Source organism: uncultured Acetobacterium sp. (genome assembly GCF_927416815.1).
Taxonomy (GTDB): Bacteria; Bacillota; Clostridia; order Eubacteriales; family Eubacteriaceae; genus Acetobacterium.
Map to the genome: position 1 here is coordinate 60,447 of NZ_CAKMJU010000030.1, position 22,888 is coordinate 83,334.

23 protein-coding genes are annotated in these 22,888 nt (G+C 44.4%); 12 read left to right on the forward strand and 11 right to left on the reverse strand.

The window, feature by feature from the left end:
* Window positions 1-10 precede the first annotated feature (10 nt).
* Genes QZ998_RS05670 through QZ998_RS05685 form a run of 4 tightly spaced genes read left to right on the forward strand, consistent with a single transcriptional unit; the run spans window position 11 to window position 2,772 of the window.
* Window positions 11-853, forward strand: coding sequence for an HAD family hydrolase (locus tag QZ998_RS05670; RefSeq protein ID WP_296558769.1), 843 nt, complete (start codon window positions 11-13; stop codon window positions 851-853).
* Between the two features lie 10 nt (window positions 854-863).
* Complete coding sequence (locus QZ998_RS05675; protein WP_296558774.1) at window positions 864-1,568, forward strand: AzlC family ABC transporter permease; 705 nt, start codon at window positions 864-866, stop codon at window positions 1,566-1,568.
* Entirely contained in the window at window positions 1,565-1,900 is a 336-nt protein-coding gene (locus QZ998_RS05680; protein WP_026393457.1) for a branched-chain amino acid transporter permease, read from the forward strand. The genes QZ998_RS05675 and QZ998_RS05680 overlap by 4 nt, the downstream gene beginning before the upstream one ends.
* A gap of 38 nt (window positions 1,901-1,938) precedes the next feature.
* On the forward strand, window positions 1,939-2,772 hold the full coding sequence (locus tag QZ998_RS05685) for a MerR family transcriptional regulator (RefSeq protein ID WP_186894334.1): 834 nt from the start codon (window positions 1,939-1,941) through the stop codon (window positions 2,770-2,772).
* Window positions 2,773-2,800: 28 nt separating this feature from the next.
* Here QZ998_RS05685 and QZ998_RS05690 read toward each other — a convergent pair whose 3' ends face one another.
* The gene (locus tag QZ998_RS05690) at window positions 2,801-3,157 is read right to left on the reverse strand and encodes a helix-turn-helix domain-containing protein (RefSeq protein WP_296558776.1); all 357 of its coding nucleotides are present in this window, start codon (window positions 3,155-3,157) and stop codon (window positions 2,801-2,803) included.
* A 137-nt stretch (window positions 3,158-3,294) separates the two neighbouring features.
* Here QZ998_RS05690 and QZ998_RS05695 point away from each other — a divergent pair, with 137 nt between their 5' ends.
* Both QZ998_RS05695 and tsaA read left to right on the forward strand, forming a co-directional pair.
* Window positions 3,295-3,603 (forward strand): pyridoxamine 5'-phosphate oxidase family protein, encoded by a 309-nt coding sequence (locus tag QZ998_RS05695; RefSeq protein WP_026393459.1) that lies wholly within the window; start codon window positions 3,295-3,297, stop codon window positions 3,601-3,603.
* 265 nt (window positions 3,604-3,868) lie between these two features.
* Entirely contained in the window at window positions 3,869-4,345 is a 477-nt protein-coding gene (tsaA, locus tag QZ998_RS05700) for a tRNA (N6-threonylcarbamoyladenosine(37)-N6)-methyltransferase TrmO (protein WP_026393460.1), read from the forward strand.
* Between the two features lie 9 nt (window positions 4,346-4,354).
* Here the strand turns inward: tsaA and trmB are convergent, their stop codons facing one another.
* The 3 genes from trmB to QZ998_RS05715 form a co-directional block, all read right to left on the reverse strand.
* Window positions 4,355-5,011 carry a tRNA (guanosine(46)-N7)-methyltransferase TrmB gene (gene trmB / locus QZ998_RS05705; protein WP_296558780.1) on the reverse strand — a complete coding sequence of 219 codons (657 nt, stop codon included), beginning with the start codon at window positions 5,009-5,011 and terminating at the stop codon, window positions 4,355-4,357.
* A 29-nt stretch (window positions 5,012-5,040) separates the two neighbouring features.
* Window positions 5,041-6,519: a ribosomal protection-like ABC-F family protein gene (gene abc-f, locus QZ998_RS05710; protein ID WP_186894356.1), complete on the reverse strand. Its 1,479-nt coding sequence runs from the start codon at window positions 6,517-6,519 to the stop codon at window positions 5,041-5,043.
* Between the two features lie 331 nt (window positions 6,520-6,850).
* Complete coding sequence (locus QZ998_RS05715; protein WP_026393463.1) at window positions 6,851-7,756, reverse strand: radical SAM protein; 906 nt, start codon at window positions 7,754-7,756, stop codon at window positions 6,851-6,853.
* 175 nt (window positions 7,757-7,931) lie between these two features.
* On the opposite strand from QZ998_RS05715, the gene QZ998_RS05720 reads away from it, so the two are divergent.
* The gene (locus tag QZ998_RS05720) at window positions 7,932-9,077 is read left to right on the forward strand and encodes a transglutaminase domain-containing protein (protein WP_296558781.1); all 1,146 of its coding nucleotides are present in this window, start codon (window positions 7,932-7,934) and stop codon (window positions 9,075-9,077) included.
* A 63-nt stretch (window positions 9,078-9,140) separates the two neighbouring features.
* On the opposite strand, the gene QZ998_RS05725 is transcribed toward QZ998_RS05720, so the two are convergent.
* The 3 genes from QZ998_RS05725 to thrC are packed head-to-tail and all read right to left on the reverse strand — an operon-like array spanning window position 9,141 to window position 11,968.
* Complete coding sequence (locus QZ998_RS05725; RefSeq protein ID WP_026393465.1) at window positions 9,141-9,575, reverse strand: ACT domain-containing protein; 435 nt, start codon at window positions 9,573-9,575, stop codon at window positions 9,141-9,143.
* A gap of 4 nt (window positions 9,576-9,579) precedes the next feature.
* Window positions 9,580-10,470, reverse strand: a complete 891-nt coding sequence (thrB, locus tag QZ998_RS05730) for a homoserine kinase (protein ID WP_296558785.1) — start codon at window positions 10,468-10,470, stop codon at window positions 9,580-9,582.
* Window positions 10,463-11,968, reverse strand: coding sequence for a threonine synthase (thrC, locus tag QZ998_RS05735; RefSeq protein WP_296558787.1), 1,506 nt, complete (start codon window positions 11,966-11,968; stop codon window positions 10,463-10,465). The genes thrB and thrC overlap by 8 nt, the downstream gene beginning before the upstream one ends.
* Before the next feature lie 150 nt (window positions 11,969-12,118).
* On the opposite strand from thrC, the gene QZ998_RS05740 reads away from it, so the two are divergent.
* Together QZ998_RS05740 and QZ998_RS05745 are read left to right on the forward strand one after the other, a co-directional pair.
* The gene (locus QZ998_RS05740) at window positions 12,119-13,372 is read left to right on the forward strand and encodes a homoserine dehydrogenase (RefSeq protein WP_296558789.1); all 1,254 of its coding nucleotides are present in this window, start codon (window positions 12,119-12,121) and stop codon (window positions 13,370-13,372) included.
* Between the two features lie 20 nt (window positions 13,373-13,392).
* Window positions 13,393-14,601 (forward strand): aspartate kinase, encoded by a 1,209-nt coding sequence (locus QZ998_RS05745; RefSeq protein ID WP_296558790.1) that lies wholly within the window; start codon window positions 13,393-13,395, stop codon window positions 14,599-14,601.
* A 152-nt stretch (window positions 14,602-14,753) separates the two neighbouring features.
* Here QZ998_RS05745 and QZ998_RS05750 read toward each other — a convergent pair whose 3' ends face one another.
* Window positions 14,754-15,578, reverse strand: a complete 825-nt coding sequence (locus QZ998_RS05750) for an alpha/beta hydrolase (protein WP_296558792.1) — start codon at window positions 15,576-15,578, stop codon at window positions 14,754-14,756.
* A gap of 380 nt (window positions 15,579-15,958) precedes the next feature.
* On the opposite strand from QZ998_RS05750, the gene QZ998_RS05755 reads away from it, so the two are divergent.
* A complete protein-coding gene (locus tag QZ998_RS05755; RefSeq protein WP_296558793.1) occupies window positions 15,959-16,366 on the forward strand; it encodes a hypothetical protein in 408 nt (135 codons plus the stop codon).
* Between the two features lie 187 nt (window positions 16,367-16,553).
* Here the strand turns inward: QZ998_RS05755 and QZ998_RS05760 are convergent, their stop codons facing one another.
* Both QZ998_RS05760 and trkA read right to left on the reverse strand, forming a co-directional pair.
* Window positions 16,554-18,002: a TrkH family potassium uptake protein gene (locus tag QZ998_RS05760; RefSeq protein WP_296558794.1), complete on the reverse strand. Its 1,449-nt coding sequence runs from the start codon at window positions 18,000-18,002 to the stop codon at window positions 16,554-16,556.
* Window positions 17,999-19,372 (reverse strand): Trk system potassium transporter TrkA, encoded by a 1,374-nt coding sequence (gene trkA, locus QZ998_RS05765; protein ID WP_296558795.1) that lies wholly within the window; start codon window positions 19,370-19,372, stop codon window positions 17,999-18,001. The genes QZ998_RS05760 and trkA overlap by 4 nt, the downstream gene beginning before the upstream one ends.
* 273 nt (window positions 19,373-19,645) lie before the next feature.
* Here trkA and QZ998_RS05770 point away from each other — a divergent pair, with 273 nt between their 5' ends.
* Window positions 19,646-21,310, forward strand: coding sequence for a GspE/PulE family protein (locus QZ998_RS05770; protein ID WP_296558797.1), 1,665 nt, complete (start codon window positions 19,646-19,648; stop codon window positions 21,308-21,310).
* 9 nt (window positions 21,311-21,319) lie between these two features.
* Window positions 21,320-22,546, forward strand: a complete 1,227-nt coding sequence (locus QZ998_RS05775) for a type II secretion system F family protein (RefSeq protein WP_296558799.1) — start codon at window positions 21,320-21,322, stop codon at window positions 22,544-22,546.
* 52 nt (window positions 22,547-22,598) lie between these two features.
* On the opposite strand, the gene QZ998_RS05780 is transcribed toward QZ998_RS05775, so the two are convergent.
* The gene (locus tag QZ998_RS05780; RefSeq protein WP_296558801.1) at window positions 22,599-22,883 is read right to left on the reverse strand and encodes a hypothetical protein; all 285 of its coding nucleotides are present in this window, start codon (window positions 22,881-22,883) and stop codon (window positions 22,599-22,601) included.
* Window positions 22,884-22,888 lie beyond the last annotated feature (5 nt).

Below are 22,888 nucleotides of genomic sequence, written 5' to 3' on the forward strand. Positions count from 1 at the left end.
TTTTAAGACGATGTCAATAAAAATGATCGTAACTGATTTGGATGGGACCTTGTTAAATAATCGTAACACGATTTCAGATAAGAATATTCAGGCATTTAGAAACGCAATTAATTTGGGAATTATTCCGGTGGTGGCCACAGGGCGTATTGACAGTGAAGCCTTCTTTTTCGCTCGGACTATTGGAGCAACAGATTATCTCATTTCAGGTAGTGGCGGTATGATTAAGGATTATAAAAATGAAAAGATCATTCATAGAGTTGAGTTAGATAATGATAAAATACAAGCGTTTCTAAAAATTATTGAACCCTACGACGAAATATTTGCTCAGGCGTATACCGTCGAAGGCTGTGTTTGTACAGAGAAGTCTTTTTCATGGATGGATCGATCGGGGTGGGCAAAAGCTCATGTGGATGAATTCAAGGAAAAGCAGATTGTGGTAACGGATGTGCATGCCTATGTTGTACAAAAAAAACTGGGTATTAGTAAATTTGTCCTGTCCTCAAAGAATTATGCTTTGCTTGATGAACTGATGGAAAAAGTAGCTATGATTTTTGGAGTAGAAGTGGTTCGGCCGATGGACTATTGTGTGGAGTGTATTCCAACTGGGGTGGATAAAGGTTTTGGTTTAACCAAACTGTGTGAATATTTAGGGATTGATCTGGAAACGGTGATGGTGATCGGAGATAGCGACAACGATAAGGAAATGTTTGAGGTTCAGGGACCATTAAAAATAGCCATGGGAAATGCGCGGGATTCAATTAAAGAACTTGCCACCCACATTGTTGCTAGCAATGAAGAGGATGGCGTGGCTGAAGCCATTTATGAGTTTGTTCTTGATAATAGAGAAGCGTAAGCAGGTTGGTATGAAAAGAGAAACTTTAAAATATGCATTTATTCAAACCCTACCGGTTCTTTTCGGCTATGTTTTCATGGGCATGGCCTTTGGTATTCTGCTGGAAAAAGCGGGCTACAATTTTATCTGGGCATTTTTCATCAGTCTGATTATATATGCCGGTTCGATGCAATTTGTGTTGATTAGTATGCTGGGTGGCGGCATGGGTTTGTTATCGATGATTGTCCTAACTCTGTCGGTCCAAAGCCGTCATATTTTTTATGGCTTATCCTTTATTGAAAAATTTAAAGCGATGGGAAAATGGGGCTGGTATATGATTTTTTCACTTACCGACGAGACCTATTCGCTGCTGTGCGGGATGAATATTCCCAAAGAACTCAATCAGAAGCAGGTGTTTTTTGCCGTGGCAGCGCTGGACCAAAGCTATTGGATTATCGGCTGCACCCTGGGTGCGATTATTGGCAGCTTCATCGGTTTTGATACCACCGGCATCGATTTTGCCATGACCGCCCTGTTTGTGGTTATTTTCATTGAGCAGTGGTATAGTTATCAATCCCATCTGCCGGCTCTGGTGGGAATGGTTTGCGGGGTGGCATCACTGGTCATCTTTGGCGCCGGTGCTTTTATCTTACCAGCCCTGATCGCTTCGGTGTGTTTGCTGCTGGTCTTTAAAAACAGTATTAAACAAGGGGAGAATCAGGAGGTGTGTCAATGAGTTCGGATTTTTTAACACCTTTTTTAGTGATCCTAGTGGTCGCCGCCTGTACTTTTCTGACCCGCTTTCTACCCTTTGCCCTTTTTGGCGGTGGTAAGGAAGTTCCGGCTCTGGTTAAAAACCTGGGCGATCTGCTGCCACCGGCAGTCATTGCCATTCTGGTGGTTTATTGCTTAAAAGGAGTTAGCTTTATGGTACCGCCGCATGGTTTCCCGGAGTTTATTTCGGTGGGAATTGTGGCCTTGCTCCACATCTGGAAGCGCAACAACCTGTTGAGTATTGGCGGGGGAACACTGCTATATATGGTACTGATCCAAATGGTATTTATCTAGTCGGAAATAAAAGAGGAGACAGATGAAAAGAGGTCGTGATGTTTAAAATCGGTGAGTTTTCTAAATTAACCCAGGTATCGATTCGGATGCTTCGCTATTATGATGAAAATGATTTACTCAAACCGGCTCAGACAGATCCTTTTAGCGGTTATCGTCTTTATTCGGTGGAGCAAATTCCGCGGCTGCAAAAGATTATCTTCTTAAGAGATATCGGCTATACCGTTGCGGAGATCAAAGGTGCGCTGGAAAATTGGAGCGGCGATTTTATGGCCGATCAATTAAAAAACAAACAAATCGAAGTACAGCGATCGCTCGAACAAGAACAGGAAAAGCTAATCAAAATCGAAACAGCTTTGGACAGTATTAAAAAAGATGAAATCGGTATTCGCTACAACTTTACCATTAAGCAGATTCCTTCATACCCGGTTATTTCATTGCGACGGGTGATACCAAATTATTTTTGTGAGGATAAGCTTTGGCAAGAATTGACTGAACGTATAGAATTATCAAACAAAAGTAAAATTGAACTAGCAGTAACTGACCAGTGTTTTGCTGTTTATCACGACAATGAATTTAAGGAAGCCGATGTGGATGTGGAGGTCTGTGTGGTGGTTACAAAGGCTGTGGCGGTGGCTGAACCGCTGTGTTTTCGAAGGACAGAGGCGGTGGCGATGATGGCCTGCACGATGGTTTATGGCCCCTACGAAAATATCTCTGGGACTTTTCGCGCCTTGGCCTATTGGCTGACTGAACATGTCAGATATAGAATGAAAGGAAAAGACCGGCAGATCTGCCATCGGGGGCCCTGGAATGAGGAAAACCCGGCTCACTATCTGACTGAAATTCAGATTGAACTGGAAAAAGTAAATTGAAACATGGGGATAGTTTTTAGAGTATTAATCAGTTTTTTATTTCCTTGCCCCATGCAGAAAGACTTCCCAGAATTGGAATAAGACGATTCGTGTTTTTGGTTAATTCATACTCGACTCTTAAGGGCATTTCGTTGTATTGCGTGCGGAGGATGAGACCATCCGCTTCGAGTTCCTTCAATGAGGAAGCGAGCATGGTGTTGGTTAGGCCCTTAATTTTTTTTCTTAACGCATTATAACGTGTCGGCCCGTCGTTATACAGTGAACATAGGATGGGAATCTTCCATTTGCCGCCAATGATTTCAAGGGCAGCTGAAAGTGGGCATTTTTCTTGGCACGGGCAGACATTCCCGGAACATAAGGAAGTTGTGTTTTCAGAGGTAGTCATTTTTTTCTTATCTACTTTCTATTTTCGTATTTGATCATATTTTTTTGCGTAGTTTACAGGCATTTATGTTGGTACTATAATTGTATCAGGTAGTAATTACGGAGTCAATTGCTATACTAAACTTTGGAGGAATTAAAATGGTAATTAATGAGGAAATGAAAAGTGTTATCGAAAACTCGGCGTTCCTGACAATTGTAACAATGTGTCCAGATGGCAGCCCACATCCAATTATTGTTGGTGGTGGCACAGTTGAAGGGGACAATGTTTCGGTCGGAGTCTATGCAATGAAGGTTACACAGGAAAATATTAAGAAAAACGACTGTGCGATGTTGTTGGCAGCTCAAAAATTTGAGGGTGGAGCCAAAGGTTGTCGTTTTACCGGCAACGCAAAAGTTATTGACGGGAAATTTGTATTTACGGCAACAAAGGCAGAATCCCTTATTTAAATCAATGAGGATAAGACCGTTATAAAAAAAACCGCTGATTATGTGAGACCTTGATAGTCTTTGTAATCAGTGGTTTTTAATTGGGCACCAATATGTTAATGCGATTTTCAGGATGAAAAAGATTTTGATTTAGTTTTGCAGAGGTGCTTTCTTCCAATTATAATTATGATTTTTTTATAGTTATGATTTTTATTGACTCTCACATGGTGTCAGGGTCTATGATAAAAATATAAAAAATTGATAATATAACTATGGAGGTAAGCGAATGGAACAAGGTTACGTAAAATCAATTGGCACAATTCATGTTCAGGGTGGGAACGTCTTTATTGAACTGGAAGAAGCCTATCGTGAAGGGCTGGAAGGACTGGCTGGATTTTCGCACATCAATGTATTCTGGTGGTTTAGTGAGTTTGACAACGAAGAGGCCAGGAAGGTTCTCTCTGGACACCAACCCTATAAGCAGTCCCCGGAGGTGATGGGGGTATTTGCCACCCGATCACCGCTTCGACCCAATCCCATTGCCTTAACCCCGGTTTCTGTGCTGGAGATTAACTATCAGAAGGGAATCATCCGAATTCCATACATTGATGCCAATGATGGTACCCCGGTGCTGGATATCAAACCCTATACCCCCAGTTTGGATCGGGTAGAAAATCCCAAGGTGCCGAGCTGGTGCGATCATTGGCCTAAAAGTGTTGAAGGGTCCGGAAATTTTAATTGGGAAGATGAGTTTAATTTCTAAAAGTTAAGACTAACCGATTGTGGCAATTAAAAATTTAATCTTAATCCCCTCCTCGGCAAACATTTTTTCGTGCTCGGTTTCGATATTGCCGGGGTAGTCGGTGGCGTGAAGATCGGAGATCAGGGTTGTGACGGCAAATCCTGCTGCTTCAAAATAGTTGATGGAGTCGCCAAATAGGTCATCATTGTCGGTCTTAAAATAGATTTCGCCGTTTTCTGATAAGAGTTTTTTATATTTTTCCAGCTGTTTGCTATGAGTCAGGCGTTTTTTCTGGTAACGGCGCCGGGGCCAGGGATTACAGAAATTAATGTATATCCGTTCGACACCATCATCCGGAGCGAGAATCATATCAATGCGTTCAATATCCCAGGACATGATCTGGACATTGTCAATGGCTCGGTTCTTGTTAGTATAGGCCGATTCAATATTGCGTTTGGTCAAACCCAGCACCGCGTCAATCAGGTCAATGGCCAGATAGTTGATCTCTGGATGGCGGCTGCCCAACGCCGCAATAAAGGTTCCTTTACCGCAGCCCAATTCAATATGAAGGGGCTGCTTTTTTTTAAATAACGGTTGCCATTGCCCGCGATGATCCGGGGGATAGGCCTGAAAAAATCCGCAGGCCTCCAGTTCCGGACGGGCCCAGGGTTTTGGTCGTATATGCATGGTGTTGCTCCTTTGATAAATCGTTGTTTTTAGAGTTCTATAATTTTTGTCGCCACATGGTCAATAAAGGACCGGTCATGCTCGACAAAAATCATGGTTGGAGGGGTCTGTAACAAAAGTTCTTCAATCTGTATCCGGGAGAGCACGTCGATATAATTCAGCGGTTCATCCCACAAGTATAAATGGGCTGATTGACAAAGGCTGCGGGCTAAATAGACCTTCTTTTTCTGTCCCTCACTGAAGCTGCCCAGACTTTTTTCAAATTGCTCCCGGTTGAATCCCAGCTTTCGCAAAATGGTTTTAAACCGACTTTCGTCAATCCTTTCACCGTGGGAAAAATCACGGAGATCCCCGGTCAGCAAGTCGGTGTCCTGCGGAATTTGCGAAAGCTGCAACTGGCTGCCCAGCTCCAGACTGCCGGAGTAGCGGATCGGTTCGCCCAGTAGCAGTTTAAGCAGACTGGATTTTCCCGAGCCGTTCGGACCGACAATGGCAATCCGGTCGCCCTGGTTGATCTCGAAACTTAAATTTTCAAGAATCGGTTGATCACCATAGTAAAGGGACAGATTATTGGCTGAAATCAGCCGGTTTTTTTGATAAGATCGGGGTCGGATCTGGAGCGCATCTGCCCAGTCAATGTTCTTCAGCAGTTTTTCTTTTGACTCAACACTTATTTGCTGGCGTTTTTCCAGCGACTTCGATCGTTTCATCATTTTGGCCGACTGATGGCCGATGTGGCCGCGGTCGGGACGAAGACCCGAAACCCGTTGGCCGTTTTTTGACTTCTCAACGGCATTAGACCAATTTTCAGTGCGCTTGGCGGCGGTTTTTAATTGTCCAATTTCTTGTTTGAGTTTCTTATTCTGATTGAGTTCAAACTGATCCTGCCGCTGTTTGTTAAAGAGCCAGGTGGAATAGTTGCCTTTCTGGATATCAATGTTCATTTTATTAATCGACAAGACGTGATCCACGCAGTTATCCAGAAAGGTGCGGTCGTGGGAAACCAGAATAAAACCCTGCTTTTTATTCAAATACGCACTGACGATTTGACGGCCTTCCAGATCCAGATGATTGGTGGGCTCATCGATTAACAAAAATTGATTCGGTTTTAAAAACAAGACCGCCAGTAATACCTTGGTTTGCTCGCCCCGGCTCAGGGTTTCAAAGGGCCGCTCCAGCAATTCCGGATCCAGGTTCAGCAGTGACAGTTCCCGTTGCAATTCCCACAGCGGATAATCATCATAAATCGCATCGACAATGGTCTGAGTTAGTTGGGAAGGATCCTGAATCGCAAAGGGGAAATACTCAAAATCGACCGATGCAGCGATCACCCCGGCATAGTCATAAAGACCCATCAGAAGTTTTAGAAAGGTTGTTTTGCCGCGGCCATTTCGGCCGATAAAGCCTAGTTTCCAGTTGCTGTCAATGGTAAAAGAAACATCTTCAAAAATGTTTTCGTAACTGCTTTCGTAATTAAAGCTTAGGTGTGATATGGAAATTTGTGACATCATTGTACCTCCGTTGCCAAGCCTGATGAGAGCGACTTGGACACTAAAAAACCGCAAGAAAATTATCCTGCGGCTCAATGATGGACAGCCCAAAAAATCCATATAAAAGGAGTTAATGATGCTAAAGAGGCAGTGCTTTTCTTGTAATTTTCTTGCTTAAGCGCACCAAAACAAGAGGTTTAACCTCGGGCTTTGAAAACACTTTCCAATTGTTGGTTAGCAAGATAAATTACGCATCCTCTTTACTCCTTTTCGTATTTTGATTACAGTCTAACATTTTTTTCAAAAGAATTCAATCCCAAACCGTGTAATTAGTATTTAATGTAGAATCTTATGAAGGTGTTAAAAACGAAACCTGTTCTTCTGACGGGGGATAGACTTTTAGTTTCGCCTTAATCGGCTTGCTGTAGCTGTTGGACAGGCCAAAGGACTGGCGCAGGGGATTGAGTCTGCCGTAGAGCTCGTCCTTATATTCTTTGGGAGCACCGCCTTTTTTGTACAGGTTCCACAGGGTGTCATATTTTTCGGGATAGCTGGTTTTAATGAAGTCGAAAAATGCTGGTTTGGTGGCCCCGCGCAGGTAAAGGGCGCCGGGCAGCACATAATCGATACCAGCATCCTGGCCGGCTTCAAATAAGGCAGTCAGGGTTTCGGAATCATCGGTGAGGGTGGGAATAATCGGCATCAGATGGTGACCGACGGAGGCATTGGTTTTTCTGAACTGTTTAAGCATCGCAAAGCGGGCCCGGCCCGATACCGCGCCGGGCTCGATTTTTTTTCGAATCGTTTCATCTAAAGTCGTGACCGTGGCCGCCACATTGATGTAGGTAATCCGGGACAACTCATCAATCAGGTCATAATCCCGGAGCACCAGGTCCGATTTGGTTGAGATAATCGCCGGCGTCTTATATTTGATCAGCAGCTTTAATATTTCCGGCATCAGCTGATACTGGGCTTCCGCCGGTTGATAGCTGTCGGTGACACCACCAATATTGACGATTTCCCGTTTCCAGGTTGATGAAGCTAGCTGTTTTTCCAGAACTTCAACGACATTGGTCTTGACCGAGATATTAGTCGAGAAATCAGCAAGACCGGTAAAACCATGGGTTCCCATGGCATAGCAGTACCGGCAGCCATGGCTGCAACCGCGGTAAATATTTAAATCCCAGCCATAAGGGATTTTTCGCTTTAATTCATGCAGGGCAGTTGAGCAGGTGATCTCGTGATACGTTGACATATCGGCCTCCTTAAGATTTCTTTATCCTTATTAAGTATATGTCATAAAAGTTTAGGGTGTCCATAAGAATTTGTGGTAAAATTATTTACTGTTTGGCATTAAATCTCTGAAAAAAATACAGATGTTTAAAATAAAGGGTAATAAATAAAAGAGACCACACAAGGGGGCAACAGACGTGAGCAATCATAAGGGAAGAAAAGTAGTCGCTGTCATCATTATTTCGATGCTCATTATTTTACTGGTAGCAGCCGGGGCATATCTGGCATTGGAAGATCTGGTCGGGAGTATGGATATCCAGTCGTTTTTCGATGATGCCGAAGCCCAGCAGAATGAAGAAATCGCGGCAAGTCAACAGCAGGCCTTTGATGGTTATTCTTTTCTCGAGGATAATGAAAAGCAGGCCTATGCCAGAGTGGTTGGAATGCTGACGGATTTTGATACCGAAGTAAAGGTAAATGGGGTCAACACGGAAGAAATTGAGCGGGTCCTGGCGGCCATTGATTACGACTATCCGGAAATATTCTGGGCCGGCGAATTTTCTTATTATTTTGACGAAGGCGATCAGAAAGTCAGCAAGGTAATGGTCGAGTATCCTTACGACGAAGCCGAAAAAGAGCGCCGACAGGCCGAAATTGAGGCAGCCTTTCAGGAATATAGTGGGGGTCTGAAAAATGGCATGAGCGATTATGACAAAGTCAGATATGCCTATGAATATGTAATTAAAAACACCGTTTATCAGGAAGATCTCGAGGATGATCAGAACATTTACAGTGTCTTTGGGAAAAAAGGCTCGGTCTGTGCTGGATATTCAAAAGCCATTCAATATCTGCTGAAACGAACCGGAATTGAGTGTTCCTATGTAGCGGGTGAGGCCATCGGCCAGGGTGCCCATGCCTGGAATATTGTCCGGGTTGACGGGGAGTATTATTATCTGGATGCGACCTGGGGAGAATTTAACATCGAAGATAACAGTGAGCCGGAAAAGAGCATCTTCTATGACTATTTCTGTGTCACCACAGCGGAACTTTTGAAATCACATCAACCGGATCAGAGCTTGATTGAATATCCGGAATTCACCGCCACGGCGGCCAATTATTTTGTCAAAGAAAACAAACTCTATGATCTGAACAAACAAAGTGAGGCGAATCGCTTTGTGGGCGATCTGGAAACAGCGCTGAATTCGGGAGAAAAATATTTTCATTATGCGATTATCGATGCCAATACTATCAGCGTCGCCGAAGACCTGATGGATGAAATTCTGGGGTCCTACTACTGGTTTTCCAGTGAGGACAGTTTGTCGAATACGATCGAGCTTTATTAAAATGGGAACAAAATTCAAAGTTATCAAAAGCCCCATTCTGATTTTTCAGAATGGGGCTTTTGTTTATTCCATCGCAATCAGGTGAACGCCGTGAACGCCATCCAGGGCTTCTAGCATCGCCATCAATTCATCGATAGTTAAGACCAGATCTTTGCCGTCCAGGGTCACAATCACAATGGCGGCCTGGTTGATGGGGATATCCTGATGAATGGTGATAATGCTGGTCTGGTGATCCCGGAGAATATTCAAAATATTGGAAAGGATTCCGGGCTGGTCATCCAGCTTAAAAGAAAGGGTGAACTTCCGGCCATAGTTTTCTGAAGGGGTAAAAATATAGTCCTTATACTTATAATAGGTGCTGCGGCTGATACCCACTTTTTTGACGGCGTCACTCACTGATTTACACTGAGAGGACTCCATTAAGATCCGGGCTTCCACCACCTTGGAATAATAATCGGGCAGTATTTTTTTATTAACAATCAGATAATCTTTAATCATCGGCTTAACCTCCCAAAATCTGAACACCAGTATGATCAGGCGCCAGGGGAATGATCTGCCAGCCCGGTGCTTTTTCTGCTAAATAGGCCTGCATATCCGGCTCAAAACCATGGTTAGACACTGAATTTATAGCCAGAATCGTCGGCCCGGCACCGCTGATACAGGTGTTAAGGCAGCCCATTTCCCGGGCTTTTTTGGTAATGACATCATAGTGGGCAATCAGTTTTTTACGATAGGGCTGGTGCAGGCGGTCCTTCATGCACAGCTTTAAAATGTCCTCAGAACCGTTGGCCAGGGCCAGATAGGTCATGGTGGCCCGGGGCAGATTGTGGGTGGCATCGCTGAAGCTGATTTTTTTAGGCAAAACCTGGCGGGCATCGGATGTCGATAAGGGAAAGTCCGGCACCAGGGCGTAGAACTCATAACCGGGATGAACCTGGCTCTTGATATGGACGTTCTTGCCGTGATCGTTCATCGACACTACCAGACCGCCGAAAATGGCCGGGGCAACGTTGTCGGGATGGCCTTCCAGTTCCACGGCAATGTCAAACAGTTCCGCCGTTGACAAGGGTGATCCAATCAGGGCATTGGCGCCAAAAAGCCCCCCGACGATACAGGTGGCTGAACTGCCCAGACCCCGGCTGATGGGGATATCCACCTCAGTATGGATATAAAGACCCTTGGGGTGGTAGCCCACTTTTTTAAACACCTTCTGCATTGAACGGTAAACCAGGTTGGTATCGCTTTGATACTTCCGTTCAACGCCCCGGATCGTCAGCTTGCCGTCATTTTTTTCTTCAAAACTGAAGGTATTATAAATCGACAGCGCCAGGCCAAAGGCATCAAAACCCGGGCCGATGTTGGCACTGGTTCCCGGCACCCGAACCTTAATCATTTTTGTCCACCTGATCTTTTAAGAATGCAAGAACGGCCTGGGACATTTCGGTTTTATCACATTGAACATGATGCTGATTGGCTTTTTTGTCCAGATCTTTTAATGGCAGGGGAATAGTGGTACCGGTTTTTTCCGCCAGAACTGTTAACAGTTCATAATCATTACAGTCGCAGTCACCGAAAATGCTTTCATAAACCGAACGGCCAAACTTGTAAGGGCTGGCGGTGGAGACAATCACGGTTTTAGTGGCATCGCCGGTTTCGTTAAGGTAGTCTTCGTAAACTTTGTTGGCAACGGCTGTGTGGGGGTCCATCAGATAATGACTTTCGTCAAAGATGGCTTTAATAGCGTGGGCGGTTTCGGCTTCGTCGGCAGTACCGGCATAGAAAAGACTGGTTTTTTCCATCAGCGTTTTAGAGGCCTGATAAGTGCCCTGGTTTTTAAGCTGTATCATCAGATCGCTGACGGCATCGGGATCAGCACCGGAAACATCATAAAGCAGTCGCTCCAGATTGCTGGAAATCAGAATGTCCATGGATGGCGATGAAGTTTTATAAAAATCTCGATTACGGTCATAGTTGCCGGTCTTAAAAAAGTCGGTCAAGACTTTATTGGCGTTAGATGCGCAGATCAGCTTGTTAATCGGTAACCCCAGCAGTGAGGCGTAGTAACCGGCCAGGATGTTGCCGAAATTTCCGGTCGGGACAACAAAATTTATTTTGTCATCCTGCTGGATTTCGCCCCGCTTAAGCAGTTCATAGTAACTATAAAAATAATAAACAACCTGAGGTAGCAACCGGCCGATATTAATGGAATTGGCCGAGGAAAAGATCACATTGGCTTTAGCCAGTTCAGCCGCCAGTTGGGGATCGTTGAGGATTAGCTTAACGCCATTCTGGGTATCGTCAAAATTGCCGTCGATTCCCACCACACAGGTGTTGGCGCCGACCTGGGTCAGCATCTGTTTTTCCTGAACGGTACTGACGCCATCCTTGGGATAAAAGACAATAATGCTGATATCGGGAACATCGGCAAAACCTTCCAGGGCCGCCTTGCCGGTGTCCCCCGAAGTTGCCGTTAAGATCATAATTTTCTGCTGGTTATTGACGTTTTTCATGGACTCTACCATCAGATATGGTAAAATAGTCAGAGCCATATCTTTAAAGGCACAGGTGGGCCCGTGAAAGAGTTCCAGAAAATATCGGTCTTTGACCTTTTCCAGAGCGACCGGTTCTTGTTCTTCAAATTTACCGGAATAATAAGCGCCCTGAATCGAATCATCAATTTGCTTGGCACTGAAATCATCAAGAAAAGCTGAAAAGATCGCGTTGGCCATCTCGCCGTAGCTTTTTCCGATGAATTGCGTTGGGTCTAAATTAATTTGATCAATAAAGTTGGGGACAAAGAGTCCACCATCCGGGGCCAATCCTTGCAGGATGCCCTGGGATGCAGTAACGTTGATGTCTTTGGATCGCGTGCTGTTATAGCCTTTTTTCATGTAATTCCTCCAAAAATTTATGGTCTGTCAGGAAAAATCTTGAAAAAATCTTCCCTGGGGGGTATTGAATAACCCCTAGCTATATGATAGAATGTTTTCACTGAAAAAACAAGTGTTTTTAGAATAAATACATATACGAGGTGAATTTTATTGAACATTGCACTTTTAGGCTTTGGAACGATTGGTTCCGGGGTCTATGAACTCATCAATTTAAATAAAGGTAAGTTTGCTGGTAATTTTACCGATATGGAGTCGAGGAAGTCAAGCCCGGTCATTACTAAGGTGCTGGAACGGGATGCGTCCAAGGATTTGGGTGATACGGTTGGAAAAATTGTGACCCACCCCAGTGAAATTCTGGAAGACGACAGTATTGGTTTAGTGATTGCCCTGATGGGTGGCATGGACTTTGAATATGAAATGATCAAAGAATGTCTCCGAGCGGGAAAACATGTCGTTACCGCCAACAAGGCGGTCATTTCCGAGTACTTCCAGGAATTACAGACACTGGCGCAGGAAAATGGCGTGGTGTTGCGTTATGAGGCGTCTGTCGGCGGCGGGATTCCGATCATCGGCAGTTTGAAAGAAGAAATGAAAATCAATCGGGTTACCGAAATCAAGGGGATCCTGAATGGAACCACCAACTTCATCCTGTCCAAAATGACCGAAGAAGGAGCCGATTTTGGCGATACCCTGGCCCTCGCCCAATCCATCGGTTTTGCCGAAGCCGATCCCACCGCGGACGTTGAAGGTTACGATGTATCCCGTAAGCTCTCAATTCTCTCATCGATGGCCTATGAAAGCATTATCCGTGATGAAGATGTTTATAAACGGGGAATTACCGACATTCGGGCCGCTGATATTGAGATGATCGGATCGATGGGTTATGTGGTCAAGTATCTGGGACATTCCATTCTTGAAGAAAAAAATGTCTATACCACGGTGGAACCGGTGCTGTTTAAAGAAGCTTCGATCATGAGTAACGTCAACAGCGAGTTCAATATTATCTCCATCACTGGGGATATCATCGGTGAGCTGCAGTTTTATGGAAAAGGCGCCGGAAAAGACGCCACCGCCAATGCAGTGGTAGGAGACGTCCTTTATATCCTCAATATTGTCAGCGAACAGAACTTGCCCAAACCGCTGCGGCTTAACCGCAAGCTCATTAAAATGGGAACCGAAATTTTTACAGGCAAATATTATTTAAGAGCCAATCTGGGTAATAAAGAAATGCTAGATCAGGTACTGACGGCAGTTGAAACGGTGGCCGCACGAAAAACCGTCATTGTTAATAAAAACCAGGTTTATGTGGTGACAAACGCGATCGCCGCCGATGATTTCAACAAGATGGCAGAAAAATTAAAGGAAACGGTGCCTGAATGTTTTTATGCCCGGATCTATGAATAAGGAAAGAGTGACTGAGGTAAATGCAAGATTTAATCGTACAGAAATATGGCGGCTCGAGTGTCGCCAACGTGGAAAGAATCAAACGGGTTGCTGGTCGGATTATTGAGACCAAGGAAAAAGGGAAAAAAGTTGTGGTGGTAGTTTCGGCTATGGGTGATACTACCGATGATCTCATTGAACTGGCTCAAAAGATTAATGAAAACCCGCCCCATCGGGAAATGGATATGTTGCTGGCAACAGGCGAACAGGTTTCTATTTCGTTGCTCGCGATAGCCATCCAGGCGATGGGTCATGATGTGGTAAGCCTGACTGGTGCCCAATGCGGAATTGTCACATCCAGTGTTCATAAACGCGCCCGGATCAATGATATTCATACCCATCGGATTGAAAATGAACTGGCAGCTGGAAAGATTGTTATTGTCGCCGGTTTTCAGGGAGTCAATGAAAACAAAGATATTACCACCCTTGGCCGCGGCGGGTCCGATACGTCGGCAGTAGCGGTGGCGGCCTCATTAAAGGCTGAACTGTGTGAAATCTATACCGATGTCGACGGGGTTTATACCGCCGATCCCCGAATTGTTGAAGAGGCTTCAAAAATCGATGAAATCTCCTATGAGGAGGTTTTGGAGATGGCCAGTACCGGAGCCAAGGTACTGCATCCCCGCTCAGTCGAAATGGCAGAAAAATTCAAGGTGCCACTAGTAGTACGATCAAGCTATAATTATAACGAAGGAACCATTATTAAGGAGGAAGTTATTATGGAAAAAGTATTAGTTCGAGGGGTATCTCTTGATGAAAATATCGCAAAAATCTCAATCTTTGAAGTGCCGGATCAGCCGGGGATTGCCTTTCGATTGTTCAGTGCGCTGGCAAAAGCCAATATTCATGTGGATATGATTGTCCAGAATGTCAACCGGACTGCCGTTAACGATATTTCTTTCACCATTGATGTCGATGAACTTCAGGAAGCCGTTTCGGTGGCTCAGAAATTTGCCTTTGAGGTCAATGCCCAAAAAGTCGAGTATGATCAGGGCGTTGCCAAGCTTTCAGTGATCGGCACCGGAATCGTGGCTAATGCCGAAATTGCCTCCAAGTTCTTTGAAGCGCTGTTTGAACTGGGCATCAATATCCAGACGATCAGCACCTCGGAAATCAAGATTTCCTGTCTGATTGACAAGGAACGTGGCAAAGAAGCAATGGTCCACATTCATAAAAAATTTGATATGTAATTTTAAAAAAGCTCTGAGATCGTTTGATAACAACGGTTTCAGGGCTTTTGATTTTAAAGATATTTGGTTTTACCGATTGATTTACCCATTAAGATATTTTTATTGTGAAGTGGTTGGCGATAACAATTCATTATTCAGCAGAGGCGCTTTTTCTAATTCTGAACAAAAGCCAAAAGATCGCTATTGAGTTGATCGTTATGCGTATAGGCAAGACCGTGAGGCGCCCCAGGGTAGATCTTCAGGCTGGCGTGCTTGATGATCTTTGATGAGGCGAGCGCTGCCGCGCCGATGGGGACAATCTGATCATCATCGCCGTGAATGATTAGCGTTGGCACATCAAACTTCTTGAGATCTTCAGTGAAATCAGTTTCAGAGAAGGCCTTGATGCAGTCGAAGGTGTTCTTGCTGCCTGCTTGCATTCCCTGAAGCCAGAATGAGTCGATCATGCCTTGGGAAACCTTTGAACCGGTCCGATTAGCCCCGAAGAATGGGCCGCTGGCGAGATCTTTGTAGAACTGCGAACGGTCGGTAACGGAGTTGTGGCGAATCTCGTCAAAAGCTTCAATTGGCAAACCATCGGGATTAGCGGCGGTTTTTAGCATCAGCGGGGGGACAGCGGCAATTAATGCGGCCTTGGCCACCCGCTTTGTGCCGTGGCGTCCGATATAGCGGGCAACTTCACCACCGCCGGCGGAAAAGCCAATCAGAACAACGCTCTTCAGGTCGATGGCTTCGATGACTTCCGCGAGGTCATCGGCATAGGTGTCCATCTCGTTACCATCCCAGGGTTGGCTTGAGCGGCCATGGCCACGTCGGTCATGAGCGATGCATCGATAGCCCTTTGAGCCCAGGAACAGCATCTGGGATTCCCAACTGTCAGCATTAAGTGGCCAACCGTGGCTAAAGACGATCGGTTGGCCGGTACCCCAGTCCTTATAATAAATCTGCGTGCCGTCTTTCATCCTAATCATACTCATTGTTTTTCCTCCTGGTTTACTTTAAATAGCTGATACAACTTTAGAACTTTAATACATAGTGTCGTTATAAGATTTGCTATTATTTGATAATTACCCTTAATAATGGCCCTCAAACAAAACCTAATCTAGCGATGGCCTAAATCGTAGTTTAGTATCGTTAAAGTTTGCACATCTAAAACAGCAAAACTGAGCATTTATAAGTTATTTTGTTTATCTTAAGGAATAAAGGGGATAATAAGAATATACGATATAGTAAATAAATTTGAAATGAGTAGCGTATTAAACAAACAAAATTTGCGGATGGTGTAGTTAACGGTTATTGATTAGCTATAAAACAAAAAATAACGCTTAAGATGAGTTGTTATGGTAAGTTTTGTACCTTGAGTGAAGCGAAAGGGATGTTTATAAGCATGAAAATTAAGGATAAAAAAGTGTTGGTCAGAGAACGTTGTTCATATGGAGACTATGTTGAAGGTTTTCGTCTAAAAGACGGTTGGATTAAAGGTAAAAAGTACGAGGGTAAAAAAGTTATCGCGGAAGGTGATTTTTTTAATGGCTTGCTATTCGAACAGGGTAAATATTACCATAAAAATGGAGAGGTTCGAGTTAAAGGGAATTTAAAAGGCTATATGGAATTTGATGGTTTTGGAAAAGAGCACTATGAGAACGGAAATGTCAAGTATGAAGGTGAATATCGTTGCAGTGTCTGGAATGGAGAAGGAAAATATTATGATCAAGCCGGGAATCTGCTCTATCAAGGGTTGTTTGAAAATGGAACACCTGCTTAAAAATGATTGTTGATAAGTACTGCTAAGAATTTTAAATAATAGCAAAAACGAAAAATGGGAATCTGAGATTAGAAAAACGACTTTCAAATCAGTGATTTTTCATTCGAGATGTAAAAATAGTTAGAAAAAAAACCCCTGAAATCTTACCTATGGTTTCAGGGGTTTTTTAACTGGAAAATTTGACAAGCTATCCCCGCCGCCAAGTTCTGGGACTAAACAGCACCAGAATTGGGAAAATTTCCAACCGGCCCATAATCATAACCAGACTGAGAGAAAATTTGGTTAGATTATTAAAGCCAGCGTAATTTCCCATTGGCCCAACCATATCCAGGCCGGGACCGATATTGTTAAAGGTTGCCGCCACAGCAGTAAAAGCAGTTGTAAAATTGGGTGCCGATAGCGAGGTGATGAGTAGAAAGATGACAAACATAAAAGCGTAGGTGATCAAATAAACACTGGTCTGACGGCTGAGAATCGGGCCGATCGACTTGCCTTCAAATAAGATCGGCAACCGTCGGTTGGGACTGACATTGACACGGATTTCCTGGATGGTTGTCTTAATATATATGGCAATCCGGCTGACCTTGATTCCGCCAGCTGTCGAGCCGGCCATTCCCCCAACAAACATCAGAAACAGGAGAATGATCTTGGAAAATACCGGCCAGGTATCAAAATTAGCCGTTGCGTAGCCGGTGGTCGTGATAATGGTGGCAACCGTGAAAAATACATCTCGAACAAGCAGGCCAATTGACGCATACAAGTGGCGGATATTCAGGCAGATCAGTAGCACCGCAAAAGCGATAAAGCCCAGATACCACTGAAGCTCTTCATTCTTAAAAATATTTTTCATTCGCATAAAAAACAAGGCATAATATAAATTAAAATTGATCCCAAAAAGAATCATGCTGATGGCCAGCAGGTAATCGATATAAGTGCTGTTGTAATAGGCAATAGAGGCCGCCTTATTACTGAACCCCCCGGTACCGGCGGCGCCAAAGGCATGGATAAAGCTGTCAAAGAGGGGCATGCCTCCCAGCTTTAGTAATAGCACCAGCACAGCTGTCATTGATAAATAAATGACATAGAGAATCCGGGCGGAACTTCTTAGCTTGGTTCGCACCTTACCGAAGGTCGGGCCGGGAACTTCGGCGCGCATAATAAATACATCGCCAGATTCGATTTTTGGCATAACCGCCAAAGCCAGCACCAGAACTCCCATTCCACCAATCAGGTGGGTAAAGCTTCGCCACCACAAAAGCGAGTGGGGAAGTGCTTCCACATCGGTTAAGATACTGGCACCAGTGGTCGAAAAACCGCTGGCAGTTTCAAAAAAAGCATCGATGAGATTGGGGATGGCGCCGCTTAGTAAGAATGGCAGACTACCGAAAAACGACAGTGCGATCCAAGATAAAGCAACCAGCACCAGGCCTTCTCGAGCAAAAAAATCAGTATTCAGGGGCTTGCGAAAACCGATCAGGAGCCCGGAAACACCAGTAATCGCAATGCTGAGAAGAAAAGGGAAGATGCCGGACCAGCCTTCTTTATAAATCAGTGCAACAAGCAGTGCCGGAATCATAAACAAGGCATTGATAAACAGAATCCGACTGAGAACGTAACGGATCATTTTTCGATTCATAGGCGGCCTCGTTTTTTTTCAAAAATATCATCGATGTCCTGGAAATTTTTGTGTTTAGTGGTTACGACAATGACATCGTCGTGGGGTAAAATCTGACTGCTGCCTTTAGGATAGATAATTTTCCCATCCCTGATAATACAGGCGATTAGCAGTCCGGGCTTGGTGTGCAGGTCGTTCAGTGGAATCGCTATTTCGCAGCAGGATTCCTTAACCTTAAACTGTAAAACTTCAACCCGACCATCTAGCAAGCGGTAAAAGGCGCTGACGTTAGAACCCTGAGAATTTTCGATCGATCGAATAAAACGAATAATATGGTTGGCGATCAGTCGCTGGGGCGTGATAATCGATTGAAGCCCAACATTATCCAGCACCTTTAGTAAATCAGTACGATTTACCTTGGTAATTGTTTTTTTGACCCCCATCCGTGAGGCATAAATGGAAATTAAGATGTTTTCCTCATCGACTCCGGTTAAGGCGATAACTGAATCATATTCAGAAAAGTGTTCTTCATTTAGAAAGGCTTGTTTTGTACCATCACCAAATATAATTTCAGTTTGGGGATATTTAATCGCAAGCCGGTCAGCGTTAGCGGCATCAATTTCGATAACCTTGATAAACATCCGCATTTTTATCAGCCGGGCTAAAAGATAATCAGTCAGTTTGCCGCCGCCGATAATCACAGCCGAGTTAAGTTTAGCCAGATCGGGCTGGCAATGCTTAGAGAAAACCCGAACCTCGCCAGGACTGCCGGTAACCATGACATGATCGCCGGCTTGAAGGATCATTTCGCCGTCTGGAATCATCACCTGATCATCCCGGATCACAATACAGATGACCACTTCGCCGAAACGACTGTTGTGTTCTTTGAGCATTAAATTAACCAGCGGCGTGCCTTCTTTCAGGACCACCTCAATCATATTAACGCGGCCGTGTTCAAAGGTTTCGACATGCAAAGCAGAAGGAAACAGGAGTGTGCGGGTTATTTCCTGGGCAGCTTCCAGCTCCGGATTGATTATCAAGGTGATCCCTAAGATTTCCCGCAGAAAGGTCATTTGTTTTGAATATTCCGGGTCACGAACCCGGGCAACGGTAAATTTAGCACCAAGTTTGCGGGCGGTAATTGCGGCAATAATGTTTGTTTCATCATTACGAGTGACTGCAATAAACACGTCACAGCTATCGACCCCAGCTTCTGTCTGAATGTCAAACATGGCACCATTGCCGTGAATGCCGCTGATGTCATAGGAGTTGATAAATTGATCGAGGCGTGTTTCATTGAGTTCAATGAGCATGATATTGTGATTTTCCCTGGCAAGATCACTGCAGAGCACTTCACCAACCTTGCCAGCACCGGCAATTACGATGTTCATAATATATCTCCTGATCTAAATCGTATTAAATAGTTGTAACTCCGCTCATTATATATAATCAGGGTGTGATTTGCAATAGCAGTATTTGGCCTTAAGACTTGAACCAAAGCAAGCGAATAAGATGCTGAAGAATAAAAAGCATTTTTGATAGATATGATTGGGTCCCAAGTCAATTTCGGGCTAAATGCAAGCCAATAGTGCTGGATATTTTATTACAAATCATTTATACTGCAATCATTGACAAACAAAAAAGCCCAGTCATTAGGAGGTGTGATGAAGGAAAATATGTTGGTTTTGGAAATGCTTCTCAAAAACAAGATGATCACCCGACAGCATATAGCTGAGCGAATTGATGAAGCAAAGCGGACAAAAGAATCGATTTTAGATGTGCTGGTAAGAGATCGGATTATCACAGCGGCGGAAATTGTACAGATTTTTCATAATGAGTGGGGATTTGAAGCTTATGATCCCCGCAAAGATGTGATTGATCCCCGGGCTTTGAGCTTATTTTCGAAAGAACAGGCCAGGAAGTATCTGATTTTTCCATTAGATCAGCAAAATGATGATCAACTGACCGTGGTTATGGCAGATCCATCGGATGAAGAAACGATCCGAAGTATTAAGCGAATTGCTGAAAAACGACTAAAAATATTGGTTGCCGAAAAGGGTTGTGTTGAGGATTTAATTGACAAATACTATCACCAGCAGTATGCCAATCAGGAAAGGGCAGATTTAATAACGCATCGAGAACAAAAACAAGCCAGGCAGGAGCCAACGGTAATCAACCTTGTAAACGATCTGATTGACGAGGGTGTTTCCCGCGGTGCCAGTGATATTCATGTGGAAGCTTTTTCGCAAAAGGTGCAGGTGCGGTTTCGCATTGATGGTACCTTAAAAACGATTGGTCGGATAAGTAAAGAGTCGTGGCGGGGCGTGATTACCCGCCTTAAAATACTGGCAGGCTGCGATATTGCCGAGCATCGGCAACCCCAGGATGGTGCATTCACAACCAATCATGAGGGTCGCCAGATTGATGTGCGTTTATCGATTATTCCAACCATTCACGGGGAGAAGATCGTATTACGCCTGCTAGATCAAAAGAAATTTCTGATATCAGTTGATGAGCTGGGATTCTCCAAGCAACAAAAACAGCTGTTGAAAGAAATAACGGAAGCACCTCATGGCATGATTCTGATTTGCGGACCAACAGGAAGTGGAAAATCAACGACGCTATATAGTCTACTTAATGGCATGGATCCTCGAACGCAGAATATTATCACCATTGAAGATCCGGTGGAGTTCCAAATGGAAGATATCAACCAGATTCAGGTAAGCGAAAAAACCGGACTTAATTTTGCCAATGGCCTGCGAGCTATTTTAAGACAAGACCCCAATGTGATTATGGTCGGCGAAATCCGCGACGAAGATACCGCCGAGATGGCCATTCGAGCCGCCATCACCGGGCATTTGGTATTATCTACCCTTCACACCAACAATGCCATTGCCTCGATCAATCGTTTGATGGATATGAAGATCCCCTTGTATCTCTTGTCGGCGACGCTAAGAGGGGTAGTTTCACAAAAACTGGTCAAGCGGTTGTGTCCCAATTGCCGAAAAAAAGCGCAGCCAACCGAGCTAGAAAGAGGATTACTGGGAATGCCGGATCAGGACTTTGAGCTTTTTTTTCCGGTCGGCTGTTCCTTTTGTCATGGCAGCGGTTATCATGGGCGAATTGCAGTTCAGGAGGTGCTTAAAATCACCAGAAGGATCCGTGAGGCGATCGATCAAGGTGAGGATTATGATAGCATCCGAAAAGTCGCCATTGCCGAAGGCTTTAGACCCATTGAGGATGCTTTGAAACGGCAGCTGTTATTGGGAGAGACCACAATTTCGCAGGGCATGGAAATTTTGGCCTTCGAAAATGACTGGCATCGATAGGGTGGCAAAATGGAAAAACAGTTTACTTATAAAGCAAAAGACCAGCGGGGTGAGACCGTCACCGGAACAATGGCAGGCCAAAGCCGCCGCGAGGTAGCGCTGATTCTGCAAACTCAAAATCTGATTGTACTGGAAATTGGTGAAAAAAAGAAGTCACGGGAATTATTGAACAAAGAAATTAGCATTCGGATTGGAACGGTAACCGATGGTGAGTTGAGCCGATTCTGCAGACAGTTCCATATCATGCAAAACGCCGGAATCCCGATTTTAACATGTCTGGAGCTTATCAGTGAGGAGACAAAAAACAAGGGGTTTGCCCAGGACATTTCAGGGGTATGTCATCAGATCAAATCCGGAGCCAGTTTATCCCAGGCGATGACCGTTTATCGCAAGTCGTTTCCAACTTTATTCGTTTTTATGGTGGAAGCAGGAGAAATCAGCGGAAATCTCAATGACATCCTCTTGAAAATGGCAGCGCATTATCAAACAGAAGAAAAAAACCGGGCGCAGCTCCAGCAGACCCTTTTTTATCCCATGATCCTGAGTATTGTCTTTGTGTTAGTGTTGATTTTCTTAATTACCACGGTCCTGCCGACCTTTGCCGACATGATTTTGATAATGAATGCAGACCTGCCCGGGCCAACGCGGTTTCTGATGGGATTGAGTCACGCCTTAAGTACCGGATGGCCAATGATGATCTTAATATCGGTCGGGCTGGCGGCAGGGTTTACCTGCTTAACAGAGATCGACTCGGTCGCAAATTTCAGGGATTGGCTAAAAATAAAGCTGCCTTTAATTGGAACCATTAATCACCAACGTTATCTGGGCAGAATTGCCGCAACCCTGGGAATGCTTCTGGAAAGCGGGATCGATCTTCTGGCGGCATTAAAACGTTTGGAAGGAATTGCCGATAATCGGTATATTAAAGGTGAGTTGATCGTTCTGCGGGAAAAGGTAACCAACGGAAAAAGCTTGAGTCAAAGTATGGCAGAAAGTGATGTAGTACCCAGTCTTTTTTGTCAGCTGGTTGCCATTGGAGAGGCATCCGGAGCTCTTCCGGAAGTGCTTTGTACCTTGAATCTGATTTACGAAGATGAAATTCGCAGCCGCATCCAGCTGCTGAATACCTCGCTGGAACCTCTTATTCTGCTAATTTTCGGAGGATTGGTGTTATTTGTTTTGGCAGCGATCATGTTGCCAGTTTTTGAGATATATTCGGCTTACTCCAGTATCTAAAAGACGGACTTACTCAAGCATGCTGAGTAAGTCCGTCAATATCGTACATAAATTAATTATGATTGTCTCCGGATAAAATGGCGTGACACTCGTTGTAGTAGAATTTTTTTGCATCGCTTACGGTTAGTTCATCGAAAAGATGATAGAGTGTGATTGCCAGCGTTTGAGTCGTTTTGATGTCCAGATTTGTGCGTTGGCATGTTTTTAAAAAGTATCCCAAACAGGCTTCCTTACTCCAGTCATCGCCGCCCAGGAATAATCGACGTAATTCTTCTTTGATTTCTTTCTCGGTCCATTGTGAATCGCTTGAAGAGACAGAATCTTTTGTTTCAATCATTTTAC